Annotated in this window: 14 protein-coding genes and 3 pseudogenes; 6 read left to right on the top strand and 11 right to left on the bottom strand. The window is 68.2% G+C overall.

Annotated elements, in window-relative coordinates:
• Window position 1: 1 nt before the first annotated feature.
• A complete protein-coding gene (locus LIU39_RS09815; RefSeq protein ID WP_227046240.1) occupies window positions 2–694 on the top strand; it encodes a response regulator in 693 nt (230 codons plus the stop codon).
• Window positions 695–776: 82 nt separating this feature from the next.
• Window positions 777–916: pseudogene (locus LIU39_RS09810) on the top strand (transposase); the annotation flags it as partial.
• Between the two features lie 456 nt (window positions 917–1,372).
• Here the strand turns inward: LIU39_RS09810 and LIU39_RS09805 are convergent.
• Window positions 1,373–3,747: pseudogene (locus LIU39_RS09805) on the bottom strand (ABC transporter transmembrane domain-containing protein); the annotation flags it as partial.
• Between the two features lie 1,349 nt (window positions 3,748–5,096).
• Between LIU39_RS09805 and LIU39_RS35750 the strand changes: the two are divergent.
• Both LIU39_RS35750 and LIU39_RS09795 read left to right on the top strand, forming a co-directional pair.
• Window positions 5,097–5,512, top strand: a pseudogene (locus LIU39_RS35750) (hypothetical protein); the annotation flags it as partial.
• A gap of 427 nt (window positions 5,513–5,939) precedes the next feature.
• Window positions 5,940–6,161: a hypothetical protein gene (locus tag LIU39_RS09795; protein ID WP_227046239.1), complete on the top strand. Its 222-nt coding sequence runs from the start codon at window positions 5,940–5,942 to the stop codon at window positions 6,159–6,161.
• 343 nt (window positions 6,162–6,504) lie between these two features.
• Here the strand turns inward: LIU39_RS09795 and LIU39_RS09790 are convergent, their stop codons facing one another.
• Window positions 6,505–7,770: an MFS transporter gene (locus LIU39_RS09790; RefSeq protein WP_227046238.1), complete on the bottom strand. Its 1,266-nt coding sequence runs from the start codon at window positions 7,768–7,770 to the stop codon at window positions 6,505–6,507.
• A gap of 104 nt (window positions 7,771–7,874) precedes the next feature.
• On the opposite strand from LIU39_RS09790, the gene LIU39_RS09785 reads away from it, so the two are divergent.
• Window positions 7,875–8,327, top strand: a complete 453-nt coding sequence (locus LIU39_RS09785) for a winged helix-turn-helix transcriptional regulator (protein ID WP_227046237.1) — start codon at window positions 7,875–7,877, stop codon at window positions 8,325–8,327.
• Window positions 8,328–8,610: 283 nt separating this feature from the next.
• Here LIU39_RS09785 and LIU39_RS09780 read toward each other — a convergent pair whose 3' ends face one another.
• The 9 genes from LIU39_RS09780 to LIU39_RS09740 form a co-directional block, all read right to left on the bottom strand.
• The gene (locus LIU39_RS09780; protein ID WP_227046236.1) at window positions 8,611–8,799 is read right to left on the bottom strand and encodes a Tn3 family transposase; all 189 of its coding nucleotides are present in this window, start codon (window positions 8,797–8,799) and stop codon (window positions 8,611–8,613) included.
• A gap of 1,411 nt (window positions 8,800–10,210) precedes the next feature.
• Window positions 10,211–10,402 carry an HNH endonuclease gene (locus LIU39_RS09775; RefSeq protein ID WP_227046368.1) on the bottom strand — a complete coding sequence of 64 codons (192 nt, stop codon included), beginning with the start codon at window positions 10,400–10,402 and terminating at the stop codon, window positions 10,211–10,213.
• Window positions 10,403–11,160: 758 nt separating this feature from the next.
• A complete protein-coding gene (locus tag LIU39_RS09770; protein ID WP_227046235.1) occupies window positions 11,161–11,337 on the bottom strand; it encodes an HNH endonuclease in 177 nt (58 codons plus the stop codon).
• An 813-nt stretch (window positions 11,338–12,150) separates the two neighbouring features.
• Complete coding sequence (locus LIU39_RS09765; RefSeq protein ID WP_227046367.1) at window positions 12,151–12,708, bottom strand: DoxX family protein; 558 nt, start codon at window positions 12,706–12,708, stop codon at window positions 12,151–12,153.
• A 142-nt stretch (window positions 12,709–12,850) separates the two neighbouring features.
• Window positions 12,851–13,597 carry a helix-turn-helix transcriptional regulator gene (locus LIU39_RS09760; protein ID WP_227046234.1) on the bottom strand — a complete coding sequence of 249 codons (747 nt, stop codon included), beginning with the start codon at window positions 13,595–13,597 and terminating at the stop codon, window positions 12,851–12,853.
• A gap of 177 nt (window positions 13,598–13,774) precedes the next feature.
• Entirely contained in the window at window positions 13,775–15,526 is a 1,752-nt protein-coding gene (locus tag LIU39_RS09755; RefSeq protein ID WP_227046233.1) for an ABC transporter ATP-binding protein, read from the bottom strand.
• 105 nt (window positions 15,527–15,631) lie between these two features.
• Window positions 15,632–15,892, bottom strand: coding sequence for a lasso peptide biosynthesis PqqD family chaperone (locus tag LIU39_RS09750; RefSeq protein WP_227046232.1), 261 nt, complete (start codon window positions 15,890–15,892; stop codon window positions 15,632–15,634).
• Between the two features lie 24 nt (window positions 15,893–15,916).
• The gene (locus LIU39_RS09745; RefSeq protein WP_227046231.1) at window positions 15,917–16,354 is read right to left on the bottom strand and encodes a lasso peptide biosynthesis B2 protein; all 438 of its coding nucleotides are present in this window, start codon (window positions 16,352–16,354) and stop codon (window positions 15,917–15,919) included.
• Window positions 16,351–18,144: an asparagine synthase-related protein gene (locus LIU39_RS09740; protein ID WP_227046230.1), complete on the bottom strand. Its 1,794-nt coding sequence runs from the start codon at window positions 18,142–18,144 to the stop codon at window positions 16,351–16,353. Before LIU39_RS09740 ends, LIU39_RS09745 begins: the two co-directional genes overlap by 4 nt.
• A 933-nt stretch (window positions 18,145–19,077) precedes the next feature.
• Here LIU39_RS09740 and LIU39_RS09735 point away from each other — a divergent pair.
• Window positions 19,078–19,215 (top strand): hypothetical protein, encoded by a 138-nt coding sequence (locus LIU39_RS09735; protein WP_227046229.1) that lies wholly within the window; start codon window positions 19,078–19,080, stop codon window positions 19,213–19,215.
• The last annotated feature ends 1,101 nt before the right edge of the window (window positions 19,216–20,316 follow it).

Genomic DNA, 20,316 nt, shown 5'->3' with positions numbered 1-20,316 from the left:
CGTGATCGATGTCCTTGTCGTGGACGACGACTTCCGCGTTGCGGAGATCAACGCCGCGTATGTGTCCCAGGTGCCCGGCTTCCGTGTCGTCGGCCGGGCCCATACGGCGGCCCAGGCGCTGGCCACGTTGGAGCGCACCCCGGCCGATCTGGTGCTGCTCGACCACTACTTGCCGGACGAGACGGGCCTGACCCTGGTGCGGCGGTTGCGGCAGCTCGGCCACCACACCGACGTGATCATGGTGACGGCCGCCCGCGACGTGGCCACCGTCCAGGCCGCGATGCGGTACGGCGCGCTGCAATACCTGGTCAAGCCGTTCGGGTTCGCGGGGCTGCGCGCCAAGCTGGACGGCTATGCCGCGCTGCGCCGTACCGTCGAGGGCGTGAGCGGACGCGGCGAGGCCGGGCAGGAGCAGGTGGACCGGATCTTCGCCGCCCTCCGGGCCCCCGAGTCCCCGCACTCCGAACTGCCCAAGGGCCACTCGGCGGCGACCGTCGACCTGATCCGCCGCATCCTGGACGAGGCCGGGCCCCCGCTCTCCGCCCACGAGGTCGCCGAGCGCGCCGGTGTCAGCCGCTCCACCGCCCAGCGCTACCTCAAACACCTCGAACGCACCGGCCGTATCCGGCTGACCCTCAAGTACGGCGACACCGGGCGGCCCGAGCACCTGTACGCCTGGGTGCGGGCCGACTGAGGGGGCGGACGGGGCGCAGAACACCAGCCAGGGGGCCAGTGATGGGGGGCGGGGTGATCCGACGAATGAGGAATGGGCACGGCTGGAACGGCAACTGCCCAGGCCAGGCGATGTGATGGCCGTTGGCGTGATCACCGCAGCGTGATCAACGGGATCCTCTTCCGGTGTCGTGCGGGCATTCCGAGGCGGGATCTGTCTGCGCGGTTCGGCCTGTGGAGGACGCGTACGAACGCCCCACCGCCCGCACGGGACACGGTATTCGTGGTGTGGTTCCTGACCGCGCTGCCGGTGGAGCTCAGCGAGCCGTGTGAGCCGTTGAGGATGCCACCGCCCCTTGCCTCCCGCGGTGTTGCAGGTCAGCGCGATGGCGGTGAGGGCGACGGCCCTGTGGTGGGTCGCGCCGGTCTGCGATCGGCGTTGGGACGCGTACAGTCCGTCGCGTTCGAGCAGGGTGTGGTGGGTGCTCTCTTCGGCCAGGGAGCCGTTCCTGTCCATTACGTACATCCGGTCCGCATGGCGGATGGTGGAGAGGCGATGGGCGATGACGACCGGAGTGCGGCCCTTGGCGAATCCGTGCAGGGTGCGCTGAACGGCCGCTTCGGTCTCGTTGTCCAGGGCTGAGGTCGCCTCGTCGAGAATCAGGATCGGTGGGTCCTTGAGGAAAGTGCGGGCCCATGCGATCCGCTGTTTCTGGCCGCCGGAGAGTCTGGCTCCGCGTTTCCCGACCAGCGTGTCGTGCTGCGCGGGGAGCGTTTCGATGAATTCGTCCGTCGCGGCCATTCGCGCGGACCGGACGACCGCGTCATGGCCGGCGTCGAAACTTCCGTAGCTGATGTCGTCGCGCATCGTGCCGTCGAAGAGGAAGGTGTCCTGAGCGACGAATCCGATGGCGCTGTGCAGGTCTTCGAGGCTCAGATCCCGGATGTCCCGCTGGTCGAGCAGGACGCGTCCGGACTGGGGTCCTGGAAACGCATCAGGAGCTTGGCGACGGTGCTCTTCCCGGCGCCGGTGGCACCCACGATGCCGGTGATCCGGCCGGGTGGGGTGCGCAGCGACAGATCGCGGACGGTGGGCGGGCGCCCGGCGTAGGAGAAGGTGACCCGGTCGAGGGCCATTTCGCTGCTCATCCGACGGGTGTTCAGCCGACGGTCGTCGATGTCCGACTCCGCGGGCAGTTCGCCAAGTCGCTCGACCCGGTCGACGGCGGCCACGGCCCGTTGGTACTGCTCAAGGGTGCTGCCGAACGTGGTCAGTTTCCAGGCGACGTATTGCGGCAGGCCCACCAGCGCGTTGAACACCACAAGGGAGAGCGTGCCGCTCAGCACCGCATTGCCACCGAGGAGGATGGTCCCCATGAACGACGTGGCGGCGCATGCGTGGACGCTCTGTGCGTACCGGGCGGCGGTGCGGCCGGTCCGATGGCTGCCCTGGCGGTAGTCGTCGCTCAACTCCCGGATCCGGGCGGCCTCGTAGCCCTCGGTGCAGAAGCTCTTGACCGTGGCGCTCGCCTCCAGGTTGTTGGCCACCCGGCTGTTCAGTCGCGCCTTGCTCTCGGCGGACGCCGCATATCCGGCTGCCGAGCGTTTTCGATGGCGGAGGGACAGCCATACGACGAGCGGGACCGGCAGGACGGCGGCCCAGGCGATCTGTGGTGCGAGGAGCACAAAGGCCGGGACCATGATGAGGAGACAGGTGACCAGTTGGAGCACCTCGTGCGGACCGGTGGCGAGGAAGCTGCCCACCTGATTGATGTCATCGGTGAGCACACCGGCTATCCGTGTGGCCCGCCCGCTCTCCAGCCGGCCCAGTTCCAGCTGCTGTACGTGCGGGTAGATCGTGGACCGCCACTCGTGTGCCACTTCCTCGCCCAGCGTCCGCCAGGAGACATAGGCGCCGTACGACAGGGCTGTCACCGCGGCGCGCAGGAGGGCCGCCGCACCGGCGAGGGTCCATAACTGCGTGTCGGCGCCGCCCAGTCCGAGGCCGGAGAGCACCGGCATCGCGCCCCGGAAGAGCACCACGAGCATCCAGCTGATGAGCAGGTAGACCAGTACCTCGGTGAGTTGGGCGGCCACCGACAGCAGGGACGCCAGGAAGAGCTTGCCCTTGTGCCGCTCGGCGATCAGGGCGAGGACCCGTCGCCGGTACGGGGAGACTCCGGCCGGGGAAGCGCCGGTCCTGCCCGGGGCCTTGGATCTCCGCCGGACACGGCGGACGAGAAGGGCTGTCGCTCCGAAGACCGCACCCAGGCTCACCCACGGTCGGTACAGCAGTCGCGCCCCACCCAGAGCAACAGCTGCCGCCGCGCCGCCGATGAGGAGCAGTGCCCGGCCGGAGCCACCCCTGGCCCGCCGCCGGCCGTCGTCGGGAATCCGTCTTCGGCGTTCTTCGACCGGCCTCGCGGCCTGCCGCCGCGGGCTGCTGAGACCTTCCTTTTCCCCCAGCAGGTCGAGAATCCGCACGAGCGCCTGCCGGAGATGCGTATGCACGTCCCCCGGACTGATCACGGGGTCGTGGAAAATGAGAACGCTTCCGGTCACCGGGCTTGCCTGTACGGCGGTGATCTCCGGAGTCTTGCAGAGCAGGTCGGCGAGTAATGCGGCGGCCCGTGGACGCCCCAAGAGAATTCCGACATCCCAGCGTTGCCGACCTGCCATGATCGACCGGGGTCGGATTTTCGCGGGCAGTTTACTATGGCCTGCTGCGGCGGCCATAGAAGGCGATTTCGGGAAATCGTCTGTCCTCAACTTCGTGGATGTCCTGTGACAGCAGATTTCGCAGATGCTGAAGAGTGGTGCGACAGGGCAGTGGTGTCGTTTTATGCGTGACCGGACGTGGGTGGCCGACCGGGGCTTTGTACTCTTGGTGCCGACGCTTCCCTTTTCGTCGTCGATTTCGGCGTTGATCATTTCAGCCGTCACTTCGGCGGCGATGTCCTGGATTCCCTCGCCGGCTTCGCGCGCGGCCTTCTTCACTTCCCAGGCCAGACTCATGGAGGTCTTCACGGCGCCTCGCACCACGGGCTTCGCGGCCCGCTTGACCAGGGGCACCATGGCCATACCGACCAGGAAGGGAGGGAACGGGGACATTTTCCGGTTCCTTTCGGGGATTTTTTCGGCAACAAGATGGCAGACTCACATGGAGGCGCAAATGTCATGCCGAACGAAAATGGAGGGTGTGTGTCAAGAATTCGGCCATGCGCTGACACGTGATACCGTCGTGCCGTCACCGAGGGTGAATTCTTGATCTTTCGGCAGATGAAGGCCGCGGCTCATCATAGGTGGAATTCAGGCAGATTGGCAATGGTTTTTCTTTGCTCAATCAAGAAGGATTATGTGAAAAATTCATGTGACTGGTGTGCAGTCTGGGGAAGTGTTTATTGATTGCTTCCCGAGTGGCATTTCTGTCGGGCTGCGGTATGTGCATGGGCGTTTCAAAAGAGCTGCGTTCGCCCGAATGGGTTAACTTCGGAAATTCGCGTACGGTGCGCACCGGGCCCGGCGAGCAATAAGGGGACGACGTGCGAGTGTGCCCGAGGACTCTCGGGTGCGTGCGCTTCTTCCTCTCCCGCGGCTGAGCTGAACAAGCGTCTGCTGTCGCCGAGCGTTGATCGAACTCATGTGGAGGGCAGCACTTTATGTCTGCACTTCCCCCTCGCGAATCCATCGCCCGACGAAGCGCAGACTTGGCCGACGAACTGACCCCCGAGACCCTTGTGAGCCTGGCCCAGAGGGAGATCGCCGCGATCCACGTCCGCGAGTTCTGACCATCGGACCTCGCCCGCCAGGCGGCTCGCAAGGCCGTAGAGCACGGGGCGCTCGGGAACCATCACAAGAAGTGCACGAGCACGGTCGGGCGCGCATATGTGCCGCATATCGACACTGCCTGGGGATCGAGCGCTGTCCCGTGCCGCTCTTCCCTCCATCCAGGGTGTCCGATCCCCGTTCGCGCCTCATTCCTCGCCCATCGACCAAGTGCGGCTGCTGTTACCGGAGTTCTGGCCCGCGGGTGCCAATCCGCTGCGGCTGCGCGGCCGGGCCTGCTTCGTGGGGGCGCTGCGGGTCTTCCAGCCGACGACCTCGGAGTTCTATCCGCACGACGACCGAATCGAGCAGGAGACGACGCGCCCGAAATCGCCGGGTTGGTCGAGCAGTTGGTCGCCAACGTCTACCTCCAGACAGCCGAGACGGGCGGTGACCTGCAGTTGTGGCGGCGCGACCCCACGGCGGCCGAGACCCGGACGATCCTGGAGGTGGCGGGCCTGGAGCCGTCCAGCATCGGGCCCCCGGTCCACGTCCGCCACCCGGAGGCCAGCGGTCGGAGACATGATCATCTTCAGCATGCTGCACGCGGTGACCCCCGCTCAGGACGGCAACCGCTTCGCCATGGCCGCCTTCACCGCGAGCTCTACGTCACAGGTGACGGGCTGGCCCGCTGCCACGGAGGCCAACCGCGCTGACCGCCGAATGCTTCGTGGCCCGCCCGTTAGGCGGGCCCGGCGAACGGATGTACCGCACCGGGGACCTGGCGCGCCGGCGGGCCGACGGCATCCTGGACTTCGTGGGCCGGGCCGACGATCAGGTCAAGGTGGGCGGATTCCGTATCGAACTGGGCGAGGTGCAGGCCGCGCCGGCCGCGCACCCGGCCGTGGCACAGGCCGTCGCTGTCGCCCGCGAGGACCGTCCCGGCGACCGGCGCCTCGTCGGCTATGTCGTCCCTGTCGCGGACACCGCCAACAGCAGCACCCCCGTGCCGGAGTCGGCCGTCGACGAGCAGGTGGGGGAGTGGCGGCAGACCTACGAGCCGCTGTACGCGGCGCAGGACCGGCGGGAGCCGGCCGCCGACTTGGGCGGCTGGAACAGCAGTGACGACGGGCAGGCGATCCCCGAGGACCAGATGCACGAACGGAGGGACGCCACGGTGGACCGGACCCCCACGCTGCGCCCGCGACGTAGGCACGGGGCTGCTGCTGTCCCGGATCGTGCCGCACTGCGAGACGTACTGTGCGACGGACTTCTCCTCACAGGCCATTGACCTGCTGCGGGGGCAGATGGCCGCCGACGCCGCGCTCGCCGGCCGGGTCGAGCTGCACTGCCGCACGGCAGATGACTTCGCCGGGCCGCCCGTCGGCCACTTCGACACGGTGGTCCTCAACCCGGTCGTGCAGTAGTTCCCGCGCGCGCCGTATCTGACGGAGGTGCTGCGGACGGCGGTGGACCTGCTGGCCCCAGGCGGCCGCGTGTTCGTGAGCGATGCGCGTCGGCATGCGCTGATGTGCTGCTTCCCCACGGCGGTCCATGCGTGGCGCGCACCGGACGACGGCACCGCGGACCCGCAGCCGCTGCGCCGCTCGGTCGAGAGGGCGCTGTACTTGGAGAGGGAACTGCTGGTCGCCCCGATTTCTTCGACGGGCTCCGGCGGGCGGCGCCGGCCGCCGGGCCCCGGCCACCTGGCCGGGCGCCGATGACGGCTGACCAACCCTTTCGAGGACCCCGAGGCGACCTACCTGGTGCTGACAACGACGAAGGCCGGCACTCGGCAGGAGGCCCCCGAGTTCGGACAGGACCGTCAACAACGGCTGCCTTCACGGCATGAGCGGACACGTCGGCACGGCTCGCCTGGAGAGGCCCGCAGGGTGCCGGGGGAGGGGGATGCGTACGACTTCACCACCCAGGAAGCCGGGCCGGCGGATTGTGTGCCGACAGCCCGGTCCCCCGAGGACACAGACATCCGAGTCCCGAGCCGAGGTCGGACCGAGCCGGAGGACGACGCCCACGGCGCGCCCGTCAGTCGACGTCCGGCGGGAACGCTCAGGCTTCGCTGCGCGAGGTCACCTTGGCGGCGGGGGCCGGGGTGCTGTGTCGAGTGAACGCCCACAGCACGAGTCCGAGGCAGCTGAACGCGGCACCCAGTGCGCATACGGCGCCCCAGCCGGCCACCGTGTAGAGGGTGGTCGCGGCGATGGCGCCGGTGGCGCTGCCGATCGAGTAGAAGATCATGTATCCGCCGATCAGCCGGCTGCCCGCGTCCGGGTGCAGCGCGTAGATCAGGGTCTGGTTGGTGACGTGGACCGCCTGCACGGCGAGGTCGAGAAGGATCACCCCGACGACCAGGGCCCAGAGCGAGCTGCGAGTGAAGGCCAAGGGCAGCCACGAGGCGGCGAGCAGTGCCAGGGCGATGCCGGTGGTCCGCCGGGAGAGTCCACGGTCGTTGAGGCGGCCCGCCATGGTCGCGGCCAGGGCGCCGGCGACACCGATCAGCCCCAGCGCCCCGATCGCGCTGTGGGACATGAAGTACGGGGCGTCGCTGAGCGGCAGCGCGATGCTGCTCCACAGGGTGCTGAAGGCGGCGAAGATCAGCAGTCCGAACAGGGCACGGAGCCGCAGCAGTGGTTCCCGTGCGAACAGGGTGATCGTGGAGCGCAGGAGCTGTCCGTAGCGCAGGGCCGTCGGCGGAGCGGCACTGTGGCGGGGCAGCACGCGGTACAGGACCAGGGCGAGCAGAGCGGTGAGCGATGCCGAGGCGAGGTAGACGGCGCGCCAGCCCGCAAGATCGGCGATGAGGCCGGATGCGGTGCGGGCGAGCAGGATTCCGATGACCACGCCGCTGGTGACCAGACCGACGACCCGTCCGCGCCCGGCGGGAGGGGCCAGAGATGCCGCGAAGGCCACCAGCGTCTGCGTGACGACCGCGAGAAGCCCCGTCGCGGCCATGCCCGCGAGCAGGATCGCTGCGGTGTGGGCGACGGCCACCACGGCCAGCGCCACCACCAGGAGCAGCAACTGGGCCACGATGAGCCGCCTGCGGTCGGTCACATCGCCCAGCGGCACGAGGAAGAAGAGCCCAAGCCCGTATCCGACCTGCGTGAGGGTGACCACGCTGCCGACAAGTGCCGGGCTCATGGCGAGGTCGTGGCCCATGGTCACCAGGAGCGGCTGGGAGAAGTAGACGTTGGCCACCGCGGCCCCGCAGGCGACGGCGAACAGTATGACGACGCCACGGGACAGGACGAACGCGGAACCTTCCTCGCTTCGGGCCTCGGTCCGTCGTGTCACAGCCTCACGGTTGCCGGGCATCAGCACACCTCCACATATCTGGTTTCATCTTGCTACCAATAATGACGGTGACGGTAACCTTTTTGGTAGCATGTTGCAACCGATGTGAAAGTGAGGGAGGCGTCATGGTGACCAGAACGCGCTTCGACGACAGTGAATGTCCCGTCGCCCGGTCGGTGGACGCGATCGGCGACTGGTGGTCCCTGCTGATCGTGCGGGACGCCTTCGACGGAAGCCGGCGCTTCGGGGAGTTCCAGCGAAGCCTCGGCGTGGCGAAGAACATCCTCACCGCGCGCCTGCGCACCCTCGTCGCCGGCGGCGTCCTCGAATCCGTCCCCGCCTCGGACGGCAGCGCCTACCGCGAGTACGTACTGACTCCGAAGGGCAAGGCGCTCTTCCCCGTCATCGTGGCGCTGCGGCAGTGGGGCGAACAGAACTTCTTCGCCCCCGGCGAACCACACTCACAGCTGGTCGACCGCCGACAGGGACATCGCCTCCGCGCATTGGAAGTGCTGTCCGCGGATGGGCGACAGCTGAACCCCGACGACACCACCGTCCACAAGATCTCCACCTCGTGATCTGAGCCGGACTCCCGGTGCCGAAGTGCTGCTCTGCCGGTGATTCCGAGGCCGGGTGGGATGAACGGCGCGAAGGGTTGCGGCGCGTGCTGCGGAAAGCGTCCGATGTCACCGGCCGGTCGCCTCGCAATTGCCCGGTGCGGGCCGGGGGTTGGGCCGGTGCTCACCGCTCGGATGGGCTGACGGTCCACACGCCCTCAGCCGGTGCCCGACTGCCTGCGGTGCGGGGGCCGGGCGCCGTTGCCGCTGCGAGATCGAGGCGGGCCGCCATACCGAGGTCCACCTAGCCGTACGGACGTACACAGGACCGGAACGGCGGGGGCAGGCCGCGCCGGGCGACGATCGCGGTCGCATACTTGATCATCTGGTGGTACTGCTGAGCGATGAGCTCCCAGCGGATCGGGCGGGGCAGCGCCGGAATCAGCTGCGGGCAGGCGTCCGGTTGGCCGGCCACCGGCCGGTACAGCTTCATCTTGTTGATCCCTTGATCCTGGGCGCCGCCTTCCCGTTCAATTGGCCAACTGGGCGCTCAGTAACACCAGTTGTGACGCCTTTTGGCCCTGCACGCCGCCGTCGATGTCGCGCTCGGCGCCTTCTCGGGCGAGGCTTGACGTTCCCGCGCTCCGTCTCGACCACCAGGCCGGTACGACTCAACTCGCGCTCGGCCTGCCACAGTCGGGCGACCGTCACGCAATACTCGATAGCACACATCTTTAATGTGGGTATGGTTCGACTGCCCGTAGTCCTGCGCGGAGAATCGAACTCCGGACCGGAAAGAATTTCTATCGCTGTCATTTCGGAAACGCTATCCGAAATTGATGTTGAGGGAATGCCAGTCAAGTATTCGGGGCGGCTCTGGTAAGGAATTGCGGGCCGCAGGATTGCCCTAATGAGCCATGCGAGTCTTTTGCCTCCCTGCCGCTCAACGGCGAGGAGGGGAGGGGGCTACCCCCTGGTCAAAAAGGCGGACGCTCACCCGATTCACGACGCGAAACAGCTTCAGCAGCAAAGCCACCGGGCTGATTCCTCGCCGTTTCCTTGTTATGGCAAGCGACACACAAATGCCGAAGCTGCTCAGCAGCGTCAGGGTTCGGATCACCCTTTGCGATCAACTCACGCCGGCTCAAAGGGAAATGGTCGGCGACGTTCGCCCCGGCGCCGCACAGCACGCACCACGGGTTCGCGTACAGGTACGCACGCCGGATGCGCTGCCACCGAGTCGAGTAGACGGCGCCACCACGTGATGCACGGTCTTGGTTCGCCTCACGCTCGTGCTGGGGGCAGTGACCGCCGGCCCGGGTCAACTCGGGGCACCCGGGGATCGAGCACGGGGGCGGGGCTTACGCGGCATGGGGCACCTCCTGACGGAGACGGGGCGTAATCCCCCTCGTGATCTTCAGGTCTGAGTGAGCCCTGACAGTTCCCTCTTTCGAGTGATGGGTGCGTAATGACCTAAGAAGTGGACATCTATAAATCGCTGCATCACCAGTGGCGAAATCACCCGAAGGGCGAGAAATGGATTTAGTGCTGAACATCCTTTTGGGATCGAACGCAATCGAAGGAACCGTTACTCCTGTCGCGAGCGCGCTTGCGTACATCGGCGGTACAGTGGGGGTGCTTCTGAAGTCCCTTGCACTTCTTGGGTAGAACGGCCTACTCGATAACCTGCTGGGATAGCTCGCCTGAATGCGGAACACTCCTAGTTGTTCAGGTGAGGTGCCAGTACGGGCCGGCAACACCGATAGCGGGGCGGACGGAAACGAACCGTCTCTACCGCCGTGTTCAGCCCCAGAACAACGCAGGGCCTACTACGGCAACGTGCGCACCTACACCGCACGCCTTCCGCGCCGTACGGACCGGGTCAGCGTCCGTGCGAGGCGGTGTCAGCGAGAGGCAGAAGCCCCGAACTCCGTTGCAGTCTTCCGCCCGTGGCACTCCCGGCACAACACCTGAACGTTCCCGTCCACGTCCTCACCGCCGCGGGACAACGGCCGCACGTGGTCCATACCCAAGGGGGAACAGGGTGACCTAGCACGCTGATTGTCGTTCGCAGGACATGACCGCTCGCAGGACAGTCACAGCGCTAGCCGTTGCCGCAGCAGCCATCGGAAGCGGACTCGCAACAGCAGCACCCGCTCAAGCAGGCGGAATCATCGTCATCGCATCCCCGTCGCACGACAACACCTGTGCCAACCTTGGCACCGCAGCGCAAAGCGCGGGTGGAACAAGGTACGGCACAGGAACCGCCGGCGGACTCTTGGCAGCAGTTCCTGTAGCAACTGCGCTGAACAACTGGGGCGCGGATCTCCCATTGCAAAAAGGGCTCGAAATCCCCGATACCCCTAAAGAAAGTCCCCAAGAGGGCGAAAGGCTGGCCGTAGGCCCAGGGAGGGTCTAACTTCCCCTACTTCGCACACATCGTTACCGCAGTGGCCCGCCGGTCGTTATCTGAGCATGGCCACACACAGGGCACTCGCCACTCTCGGGATCACGGCTGCGGTACTTGCAACCGGACTCGCAACCGCCGCACCGGCAGCAGCAGGCGGAATCATCGTTGTCGCTAGTCCGTCGCACGACAACACCTGCGCCAACGGGCACAGCAGCGGCGCATCCGGACCCACCACACACGGTTCCGGAGGAATCAGCGGACTGGTCGGGCAAATCCCTCTCAGCAGCCCTCTCAACCACTGTGGCGGAGCAGATCTGCCGACGCAATCTAATACTACCTACCAGTTCGGTTTGATTAACCAGGCTAACCAAAGCAATCAGAACGGAAATTATAATCAAGCTGCCCAGCTTGAGCAGCATTAGAGGCGGTCGAAATAGGTCTGCTTCAACTCGTGAACTCCGTCGCCGTCTTCAGCGCGTGGCACCCGCGGCACAGCACCTGAACATTCCCGTCCACGTCCTCACCACCGAGCGACAACGGCCGCACGTGGTCTATGTCCACAGCCCACGCGGCGAACGTGGCCAAGCACCAGCCACACCACCCGTGCCCCCGCTCATCCACGCGACGCCGAAGCCGAGCAGCAGCAGCGCGCCGGTCCGCCCGTCGCCGGCCCCGTGCACGCCGGGTGCGGACACTGGCCCGCCCCTCGTACGCCCCGTGGTGCGTCGTGCAGCGGCCCCGATGGGTCGCGGGCTCGGTGCAGTCGATACAGCGCCTGGTCACCCCCTGGTGGTCGTTGTCCTGGCGCTCGTTGTTGTTGCGTGCCCGCCCCCGGACTCGAACCGGGAACACCGCGGGTCTAGGCCGCGTGCCTCTCGCCCCGTTGGGCTGGGCGGGCTGGTCGTCGTCCTCGCCGGCGAGGACGGACAACGTGGGGGCCGTACGGCTTTCAACCCCGTTCGGCGCACTCCCGCAGGAGTGGGTTACTGATGGGCGGTACGACCCCGCAGCGGTGCCACACGACCCCAGCGGCCACCCCCGAGTAACGCGAGGGTGCGTGGTGCACGGGCAGCGCCGGTTTCCGAGAGCGGGCACTCAGACCGCCAGGTTCCCCCGTTGGGTGGGTGCGGTAATCCCGCTCTCGGAAGTAGTGGAAGGGGGGACGTTGTCACCGTGCGGTGAGTTCGACCGTTTCCCCCTCCTACTTTCTGTGGGGAGCGAAGGTTGCTCGGTGGACCGCGTGAGGGTGGACGTAGCCATGTCAGACCCTTTGTGACCTGCGGGAACGGTCCGCTACCGGGAAGGTGCCAGGGTGTTACACCTACCGGTATCGCGGGGCTCCCACTCTCGCGACCGCTCGATCTGCCGGCCTCGGAGCCCGCACCCGCTCGTGCCGGGTGTCAACTGTGCCGTGGCGGGCGTGGGTACGGAGGTTCAGAGACTCAGGGAGATCGCGGCGGCGATTCCGCCCAGGCCGAGGGCGACAGCGGCCTCGGGCCAGCCGCCCGTGCCCCAGCGGAAGAACCGGTCCACGGCCAGCCTCCCGGGTCCGATGGCGGCGACGGCCAGGGCGACCACGGCGATGCAGACGTTGTACTCCACTCCGCCGTCTGTCTCCCAGAGGCCGTGGGCCCCGGTGACGGTTGCCATGGCGTTGATCATTACGCCGATGAGGGCGGCGGCCGCGAGCGGCGTGAGCAGCCCGAAGGCCAGGCCGAGGCCGCCGAGGAATTCGGACAGACCTCCGATCAGGGCGAAGAGCTTTCCGGGCTGGTAGCCGAGGGCTGCGAAACCCTTTCCGGTTTCCGTCAGCCCCTGGCCTCCGAAAATTCCGAACAGTTTCTGAGATCCGTGCCCCGCCATCAGCAGTCCGAATGACAGCCTGATCAGCAGAAGTCCCCAGTCGGATGCGGACGTTGTCGCCGTGACGGCGTTCTGCGCTGTCGATTCTGCCGTAGCCGAAGGTCGGTGCGTGGTGCGGTTGATAGGCATGTGAATACTCCGGTCAAGAACGCCGGGCCGGTCCCCGTGGGCGTCGCCCACGGCCACCTCGGCGCCGTGACCTTGGTCCTGGTCCTGCCGGCCACGCTCGGTGGCGGCGTCGGCGACGTCCTCGGTCGGCAGCTCGACGACGTCACTGTGGTGAAGAGGGTCGCGCATCACTCCTTGTGGGGCCCAGCCGGACGCAGCATTCCCCGGGGCGCGGGGCGAGGACCGCCTCCACGCCGCTGACCTCCAGGCCCTGCAGGTATCCGGCGATGAAGGCGCGGTTCATGTGACACACCAGCTCGGGAGCCTTGGCTGCCAGGGGCTGGAACGGGCAGTTGCGCAGCCGCAGTTGGGTGGGGGTTTCGCGGACGGGCTCGAAGCCGTGCCGGCCGAGCATCCGCTCGCAGACGCTCAGTCCACGTTCCGCACCGAGCCGGCCGGGACGTGTCCGCTCCCGCTCCCTCTCGCCCAGTTCCCGTCCGCGCCGGTCGGCTGTGCGTACGGCGGCGTGGGTCGCGGATTCGCCGTCGTCCTCGGTCAGGACGGCCTCCAGCAGCAGGTCGGCAAGCAGCTCGTGGCGGCGGTCGGGGATGCTGACGTGGATGTGGCCGTCGGTCGGTTCGTAGACCTTGGGCCGGCGGCCGGCCTTCCGGATCTCGCCGGGTGATTCGTACCGGGCGCGCAGCAGGCCGGCGTCCACGAGCTTGTCGAGGTGGAAGGCGGCGAGCTTGCGCGAGATGCCCACGCTGGCGGCGGCCTCGTCCCGGGTCACGGGGCGGCCCTGACGCCGGATGAACGCGAACATCTGCCGCCGGGAGTCCTCGCCGAGGACGCTGACGGACTCGATCGCGGCGTCACCTGCGAGGACCTGCGGCACTGTGTCGGAGGTCACCTCTTCACGGTAACGCGCACATCGGTGGGCGCAACCGGCGGATCTTCGCGCCCGCGCGGTGAGGCGCTGCGAATCTTGATGCTCCCCGTGAGCAAGACCAAGAATTTTTGGTGCAACTGGTGCGTCGGCAGCACCGCGGTGGATCATGTGCAGGCTGCCTCTGCGTATGTCTGACGGTTAGGGACGACGTGTTCCGTTGATACCGGGGGAGCGGCCGGTGAGTTGCTGGAATCCGCGGTGGGTGCGGAGGAGTTCGGCGTACGTTCCGGTGGCGTGTGCCGTGCCGTTCGAGAGCATGACGACGGTGTCCGCCGCTTCGATGGTGGACATCCGGTGGGCGATGACCAGGAGGGCGCATTCCTGGCGCAGGTCGTGCATGTTGACCGTCAGGGCGGCCTCGTTGGCGGGATCGAGGTGGGCGGTGGGTTCGTCCATCAGCAGCAGCCGGGGGCGGGCCAGGACCGCTCGGGCGATGGCGATTCTTTGGCGTTCGCCACTGGACAGGCGCACTCCGCGCTCACCGACTTCGGTGTTGAGCCCTGCGGGCAGGTGGTGGATCTTGTGCGTGAGGTTGACGAGGCCGAGGACCTGCCACAGCCTGTCGTCGGTGGTGTCCGGGGCGGCGTAGCAGAGGTTGTCGCGCAAGGTGCCGTGCAGGATCGGGCAGTCCTGTTCGACCCAGCCGATGTGTGAGCGCCACTCCTTGAGGCTGAGTTCCGCGGCAGGCCGCCCGTCGATGCGGATGCTGCCGCTCCACGGCTCGTAGAACCGGTTGATCAGTGCGAGGACGGTCGACTTGCCGGCTCCGGACGGGCCGACCAGGGCGACCAGCGCGTGGGGAGGGACGGTCAGCGACAGCCCCCGGAGCACCGGCGAATCGGGGCTGTACCCGAACCGCAGATCACGAATTTCCAGCGCTGCGGGCGCGGGCGGGCGCGGGGATGGCTGCCACCCCGGTGTGCCGCGGCCGAGTGTGAGGGTGGTGCTGTCTTCGGTGGGGAGCGCGTACACCTCTTGGATGCGCTCGATGGCGCCTTTGGCCCGGTTGACAGAGGCGATGCCCTCCATCAACTCGGTGACGGGTCCGGTGAGTTGGGTGGCGTACAGCAGTGTCGCCACGAGGGCGCCGAGCGAGAGCGCCCCTTGGTCGACACGGGCCGCACCGACCAGGAGGATCAGGACGAAGGCGGCGTTGATGGCCATCTGGGCCGCGGGAGCGATCGTCGCCGTGAGCCGTGCGCTGTGCACCGCGGCGTCGTAGGCGCGGTGGGCCAGTGCGGCGAGGTGGTCGATCTCCCGTTGTTCGGCGCGGTTGGCGCGGACGGTGCGCAGCGCCGACAGCACTCGTTCCAGTCCGGCCGAGATCGCCCCGACGGCGGTCTGCAGTGTCATCGACGCGCGGCCGACCCTCGCCGCCAGCCCGTTGATCACGATGCTGGCGGTGAGCAGTACGCCCAGGATGAGCAGCATCAGGACCGGATCCATCACGAACATGGCGCCGACGCTTCCCAGAGCGACGCACAGGTTGGTGGCGATCTGGACCGAGACGTGCGTCAGCGCCTCGCGCAGGACGGCCACGTCCGTCGAGGCGCGTGCCATGAGGTCGCCCACGCGCAGGTGGTCGAAGGCCCGCATCTGGATCCGCAGCAGGTGCGAGACCAGTCCGGTGCGCATGCCCAGCACGAACCGTTCGCCGGTGCGCTCCAGGAGGAAGGCGGCGAAGGCACCGATCAGCGCCTGGGCCAGCAACAGCAGGACAAGGACGGCGACGGGGAGCAGGAGCGGCCGGTGTGCGGTGAGTGCATCGATCACCCCCTTGGCTGCCAGGGGCTGGGCGACGCCCACGGCGGCCGCGGTCAAGGTGAGGAGCAGGGCGGCCCCCAAGGGGCGCCGCTGCCCTTGGGTCAGGATCCACAGCTGTCGAAGCATCGCGCGCGCGGCTCCTTTTCAGGCCCGTCGCACGGGCTGTCACGACGAGCGGGTTCGAGGCAGGACGACCGGCACCGCGCGGGGCGCTGTAGGCCGGGCCGGTTGTCAGCCGGCCTCCGCCAGTCCGGATGCCTGGAGCTGTTCGGTCATCGCCGTGAGGTCCTCGCGTGCCTGCGTCGGCGCGATGTCGAACCGGGCCGCGAACTCCTCGGCGAGTTGATCCGTGGTGCATCCGGCCAGCAGGCGCTGCAGCGCGTAGGCGCCGGTCCGGTTGAGCTGCCAGTAGTGCCCGGTGCGCTGGCTCAGAAGCACTGCGCCGTCGTCGGTGTCGGTGGCGACCGTGTGGGCGGTCAGGCGTAGCGTCATGTGGTCCTCCGGGCGGGGGAGCGGCTATCGGGCCGCTCGCTTGGGCGGGCGGGGGGCGACGGTGAGCAGCGGCCGGTAGTAGCCGTCGGGGTACGGCTCGTCGATCACCCGGCCGTCGGCTTCGATCCAGGCGTGGGCGGCGAACGGCGTCGTGCGCACGCCGGTCTGCCAGGTGGGCCACACTCCCTTGAAGCGGCACAGCAGGGCTGCTGCGACCGATCGCTGAAGGCAGTTGTGGACGGCGCAGTGCAGGCTGACCGCGACGACTGCGCTGCGGGCCGCGGATGCCTGCGCGGCGGTGCCCGGACGGGCGCCGAGGCGTAGCGCCTCAAGTGTGGCGCGCAGGTACCTGGGTGGCAGTTTGGCCAGCGGCAGGGCGAGGGCCACGGCGGTCAGCGGCAGCAGACGCCGGTGCAGGGGCAGCCGGGTGCGGGGCGGCAGCGCGCAGGGCGGACTGGTCATGACCTCTCCTCGGGGTCGGGCACTCGGTGGAGGCGGTGGGAGTCGTCGCGGGCAGGACCGGCGGGTGCCGACGTGGTGGTGCGGGCCGCGATCTCCCGCAGCCACAGCTCGGCGCCGAGCGTCGCTTCCAGTTGGGCGGACCAGACGTCTCCGGACCGGGGCGGCGTCAGCAAGGTGGTCCGCAGACGGGCCGGGTCGATCAGGCCGCGACGCGCCAGCAGCGAGTCCGTGAACAGCTCCAGCAGGTCGGGAATGTGTTCCTGCAGGGCGCGGTCGACGGATTCCTCGCAGTCGCCCTTGGTGGTCCGGTCCAGGATCACGTCGGGCACGAGACCGCGCATCGCCGTGGCCAGCACCGGCTTGTACCGCCAGGGGGTGTAGCGCTCGTGGGGAACGATCGACAGCGCGGCCTCGGCCACCCGGTCGTCCAGGTAAGGCAACTCCAGGCGCAGCCCCTCGGCGGCGAACTCGCGGCCGAGCAACCGGAGCGCGGGCCCTGCGCTGCGCAGCGCCGTGAGGGCCTCGTGCTGCCCCCGGTCCTGTGCCAGCGGGGCGACCTGATCCGCTACACCGTAGAAGATCGTCTGCGTGGTCTTCACCGCGTCCCCGGTGGCCCACGGAGTCGCCGGGACCTGTACCCCCCAGTCCAGGGCGGGAGCCGGGCTCGGCGGCGCGGGACGTCCGAGGCCATCGGCGCACCGTCGCCACCATGCACCAAGGTCTTCCCCGCGCAGCAGCCCGGACAGGCTGGACGCCAGCGGCCAGCGGTACAGGGCCCGGTGGGCGCGCAGTTGCCGCAGGGCGGCGAACGGGCTGCGGCGGAAGAGCGTGTGCAGGTAGGCGGCACTGCCGGTGAACAGCTCATCGGCCCCGTGCCCGGCCATGTGCCGGGTGGCGCCGTGCTCGACCAGCAGCCGGATCTCGGAGCGGATCGCATTCATCCCACGGGTAAGAGCCCGCGGGGCTTCCGTGTCCGGCAGTGAGTACGGCGGGGCGAACACGGGCGGTGCGTCGGTCTCCGGCACGGTCAGGTGCTCGGCGTGCGCCAGCGAACGCTCGGCCTGGGTGGCGTACCGGGGGTCGTCGTTGATCGCACTGCCGCCGTTCCAGCGAAAGGTCAGCAGGTCGGGGTGGTGCTCAGCGGCGAGAAAGCACAGCGAGGTGGAATCCATGCCTCCCGACAGGTCCGCCGACAGCCTGCCTTGGTGGGTTTGCCGCTGGGCCACGGCCTCCCGCAGGCTCTCGCGCACCTGGGCCGCACCCTGGGCCAGGGGGACATCCGGCTCCGGAGGGTTCCACCAACGCACCGTGCGGGCCGCGCCGTTGCCGGGGATCGCCAGATAGGAGTCCGCAGCCACCTGGTGCACCCCGCGCCACCAACTGCGCTCACTCAGCGGCGCGAAGAACATCCCGTGCGTCACACCCGCCGCGAGCAGCTCCTCATCCGGCTCCGCTCCGGTCATGCGGGCCAGCACGTCGGCCCGGTCGGCGGCGACCGGCACCTCGTCCACACAGGCGGCGAACACGCAGCGGGTTCCGGTGACGGTGCCCTGGAACCGGACCTGGCCGTGGACCGATGCCACCACATGAGCACTGCCGGGAAGCCGGCGGGCCACCCTGTCCACGTCCGGCAGGCCGCGTACCGGGGAGATCAACGCGGCCAGACGTTCCGGCGTGATCGCGCTCAAACCGAACACCGCCACCCGTACCCGGCCCGCCTCGGCCACCACCAGATCCTCCGGTGCCCACGAGCCGGCCAGCCACGGCCGCCCGGAAGCATGGGGCACCATCTGCGGCGCCTCGGCACCGAATTGGCGGTGAGCCCACGCGCCGCCCGGGGAGTCCGGAAAGACCACAAGGTTGTCGTTCAGCAATTGCACAGCCTCACCATCAGGTATCAAGGCGACATCCGCGCCGTCGGCATCGCGTCCACCCCTGCCCGCGCACCGGCACCACCGACCGGACGGCTGCCCCGCCGGCACCTCACCCGTAGGAAGTGACACCTGCACCCCGCACGAGCACGGTGCCCGGATGCGGCTCTGCCCCGTACTGAGCAACGAACGCCGCATCCGGCCTGGCGACGGCGCAGGGAGTGCCCCCTGCGACCGGCATGCCGCCGAGCTGGCCGACGCGATCGACCGGCGCGGCGATCCCGGTCGATCACCGCTTCGGCCTGCGCACAACGGCCGCCGCAGAACCGTGCACCACCGGAGAAAGGACGTGCAACTGGGCACAGTTGACATCGCGCCATTGCTTTGACGGAAAAGGCGGTTGGCGCCGCCCACTGCTGTGACGGAAAGAGAGTTGAGGGGTCAGTTTTTTGATGGCCAATTACAACGGATCCACGGCAATGGCTCGCATGTGGATAATAATTCAAATTCCATGAAATTCGTCATCCGGACATCCATCGAACCTCTTCCTCCTCGTCCCGTTCGGGCGAATTTGCAGGCCAGGGGGCGCGGTAGCACAGACTTTCCCGGTCGCCGCCCACGGCGCTCTCCACATGCCGCACTTTGCTCAGTGGGGCCCGCACTCGCGCCCACTTCACGGCATGTTCGATGCACACATGAATGGTCGTCCTTTTTCTGGCTGATCCGCATGTGCGGGAGAAGGCCGACTCGGAGATGGCGGAAACCGGCACGCTCACGTAGACACCCCGGAGGGAAGCCGGTTACATGATTCAGCGTCATTCCAGGCTCAACCGAGTTGCATGGGAGAAAGCCATGACCAGGAACAAGCAGCTGCCGGAGCGCTACACGGCTCCCACCGTCGCCAAGGTCGGCCACTTCAACAAGGACACGGACGGGACCATCTACACGAAGAAGGACGCCACGACCTTCGGCTTCAAGAAGCCCAAGTAGCACAGTCGGCGGACGTCGGCTGACTGATAAACGGTCGTCGTACCCGGCCCTGCACCGGGATTCGCCCTCGCATTTCTCTGCGACGGTACGTCACGGGCGAATTTTCCCAGCGCAGAGCCGGGTATCGCACAACTACGTTCTTCCCGCCCTTCCTTATGGTGAGTTCCTTATGGTGAGATCAGCGCGTCGAGCGTTTCGCCGGGGCGCATCCGGAAGGCCGGGTAGGACCTCGGCAATCGGGGTTGCTTGACCGGCCTCGTCCCTTACCGGGTCCTGTACGGGCCTCCGCGCGAGGCGTGCTGCGGGAGCAGCTGAATCGTCTGCTGGAGCCGTGCGATCCGGCGGAACGCCGCGACGGTGTGGAGCCCCCGTACGAGCTGCGTCGGCTGCCCGTACGGGGCGGCCGGAGCGATCTCGGCCCTGGCGCTCCGGCTTCAGCAGGAGCGTCACCGGCGTGATCTCCCGCGCCGCCCGCCTGGTCGGTCTCCTCGACCAGGCGCAACTGCCCGGCGCCGACTCCCGTTTCCCGCTGCCGGCCAAGGTGAGCGTGACGGCGATCTCCGGCGGCTCGGGGTGCTCCGCGCTCCCCGACCGCGTCGATGCGCGCCTGGCGTCCGCCTTCAACGACACCGACGCCGCAGCTCTCCTGCACAGCGCGGCCCGGCAGCTCGATGCTGAGATGCCGGGTCCTGCTCCGGCGGATGTGGCCGTTGTCGCGAGCCGACGCCGTTTCAGCTCGGCCCCGAGGACCAGCCGGCCGCGGCGATGCTGTGCGCGGCCGACTCGCTGGGTGTGCCATCGGCCACGAAGATGGCGGGGCGCTCCAGCATCGGGAATCCGCCGGCCGCTCGCGGTGTGAGTGCGGTGGCGGATGGCCACCGGCCCGGCGGACCGGATCGGTGGCCATCCGCCACCAGCGAACGGGGTGTTCGTCGGTCCGCTGAACGAGGTATTCGCCGATCTGCTCGCCGAGCACGCGGCCCGCCTTGGTAACGGCTCGGCACGGAAATCGTCCAATGCACCCCCGAGACCGGGGACTTCGCCCCCACGCCGGAGCGGCGGGCCCGCGTACCGCCCCGCGCGCCGGGGCGGGGCGGCGAC

This window comes from Streptomyces pinistramenti (assembly GCF_020564935.1).
In the GTDB taxonomy this organism is placed as follows: domain Bacteria; phylum Actinomycetota; class Actinomycetes; order Streptomycetales; family Streptomycetaceae; genus Streptomyces; species Streptomyces pinistramenti.
This window is presented reverse-complemented; position numbering and strand designations above follow the sequence as displayed.

Bases quoted from the DNA above. Each gene is read 5' to 3' on its own strand.
- LIU39_RS09790 (WP_227046238.1), bottom strand. From the start codon at position 7,770: ATGCCCGGCAACCGTGAGGCTGTGACACGACGGACCGAGGCCCGAAGC.
- LIU39_RS09785 (WP_227046237.1), top strand. From the start codon at position 7,875: ATGGTGACCAGAACGCGCTTCGACGACAGTGAATGTCCCGTCGCCCGG.
- LIU39_RS09780 (WP_227046236.1), bottom strand. From the start codon at position 8,799: ATGAAGCTGTACCGGCCGGTGGCCGGCCAACCGGACGCCTGCCCGCAG.
- LIU39_RS09765 (WP_227046367.1), bottom strand. From the start codon at position 12,708: ATGCCTATCAACCGCACCACGCACCGACCTTCGGCTACGGCAGAATCG.
- LIU39_RS09755 (WP_227046233.1), bottom strand. From the start codon at position 15,526: ATGCTTCGACAGCTGTGGATCCTGACCCAAGGGCAGCGGCGCCCCTTG.
- LIU39_RS09750 (WP_227046232.1), bottom strand. From the start codon at position 15,892: ATGACGCTACGCCTGACCGCCCACACGGTCGCCACCGACACCGACGAC.
- LIU39_RS09745 (WP_227046231.1), bottom strand. From the start codon at position 16,354: ATGACCAGTCCGCCCTGCGCGCTGCCGCCCCGCACCCGGCTGCCCCTG.
- LIU39_RS09740 (WP_227046230.1), bottom strand. From the start codon at position 18,144: ATGGTGCCCCATGCTTCCGGGCGGCCGTGGCTGGCCGGCTCGTGGGCA.
- LIU39_RS09735 (WP_227046229.1), top strand. From the start codon at position 19,078: ATGACCAGGAACAAGCAGCTGCCGGAGCGCTACACGGCTCCCACCGTC.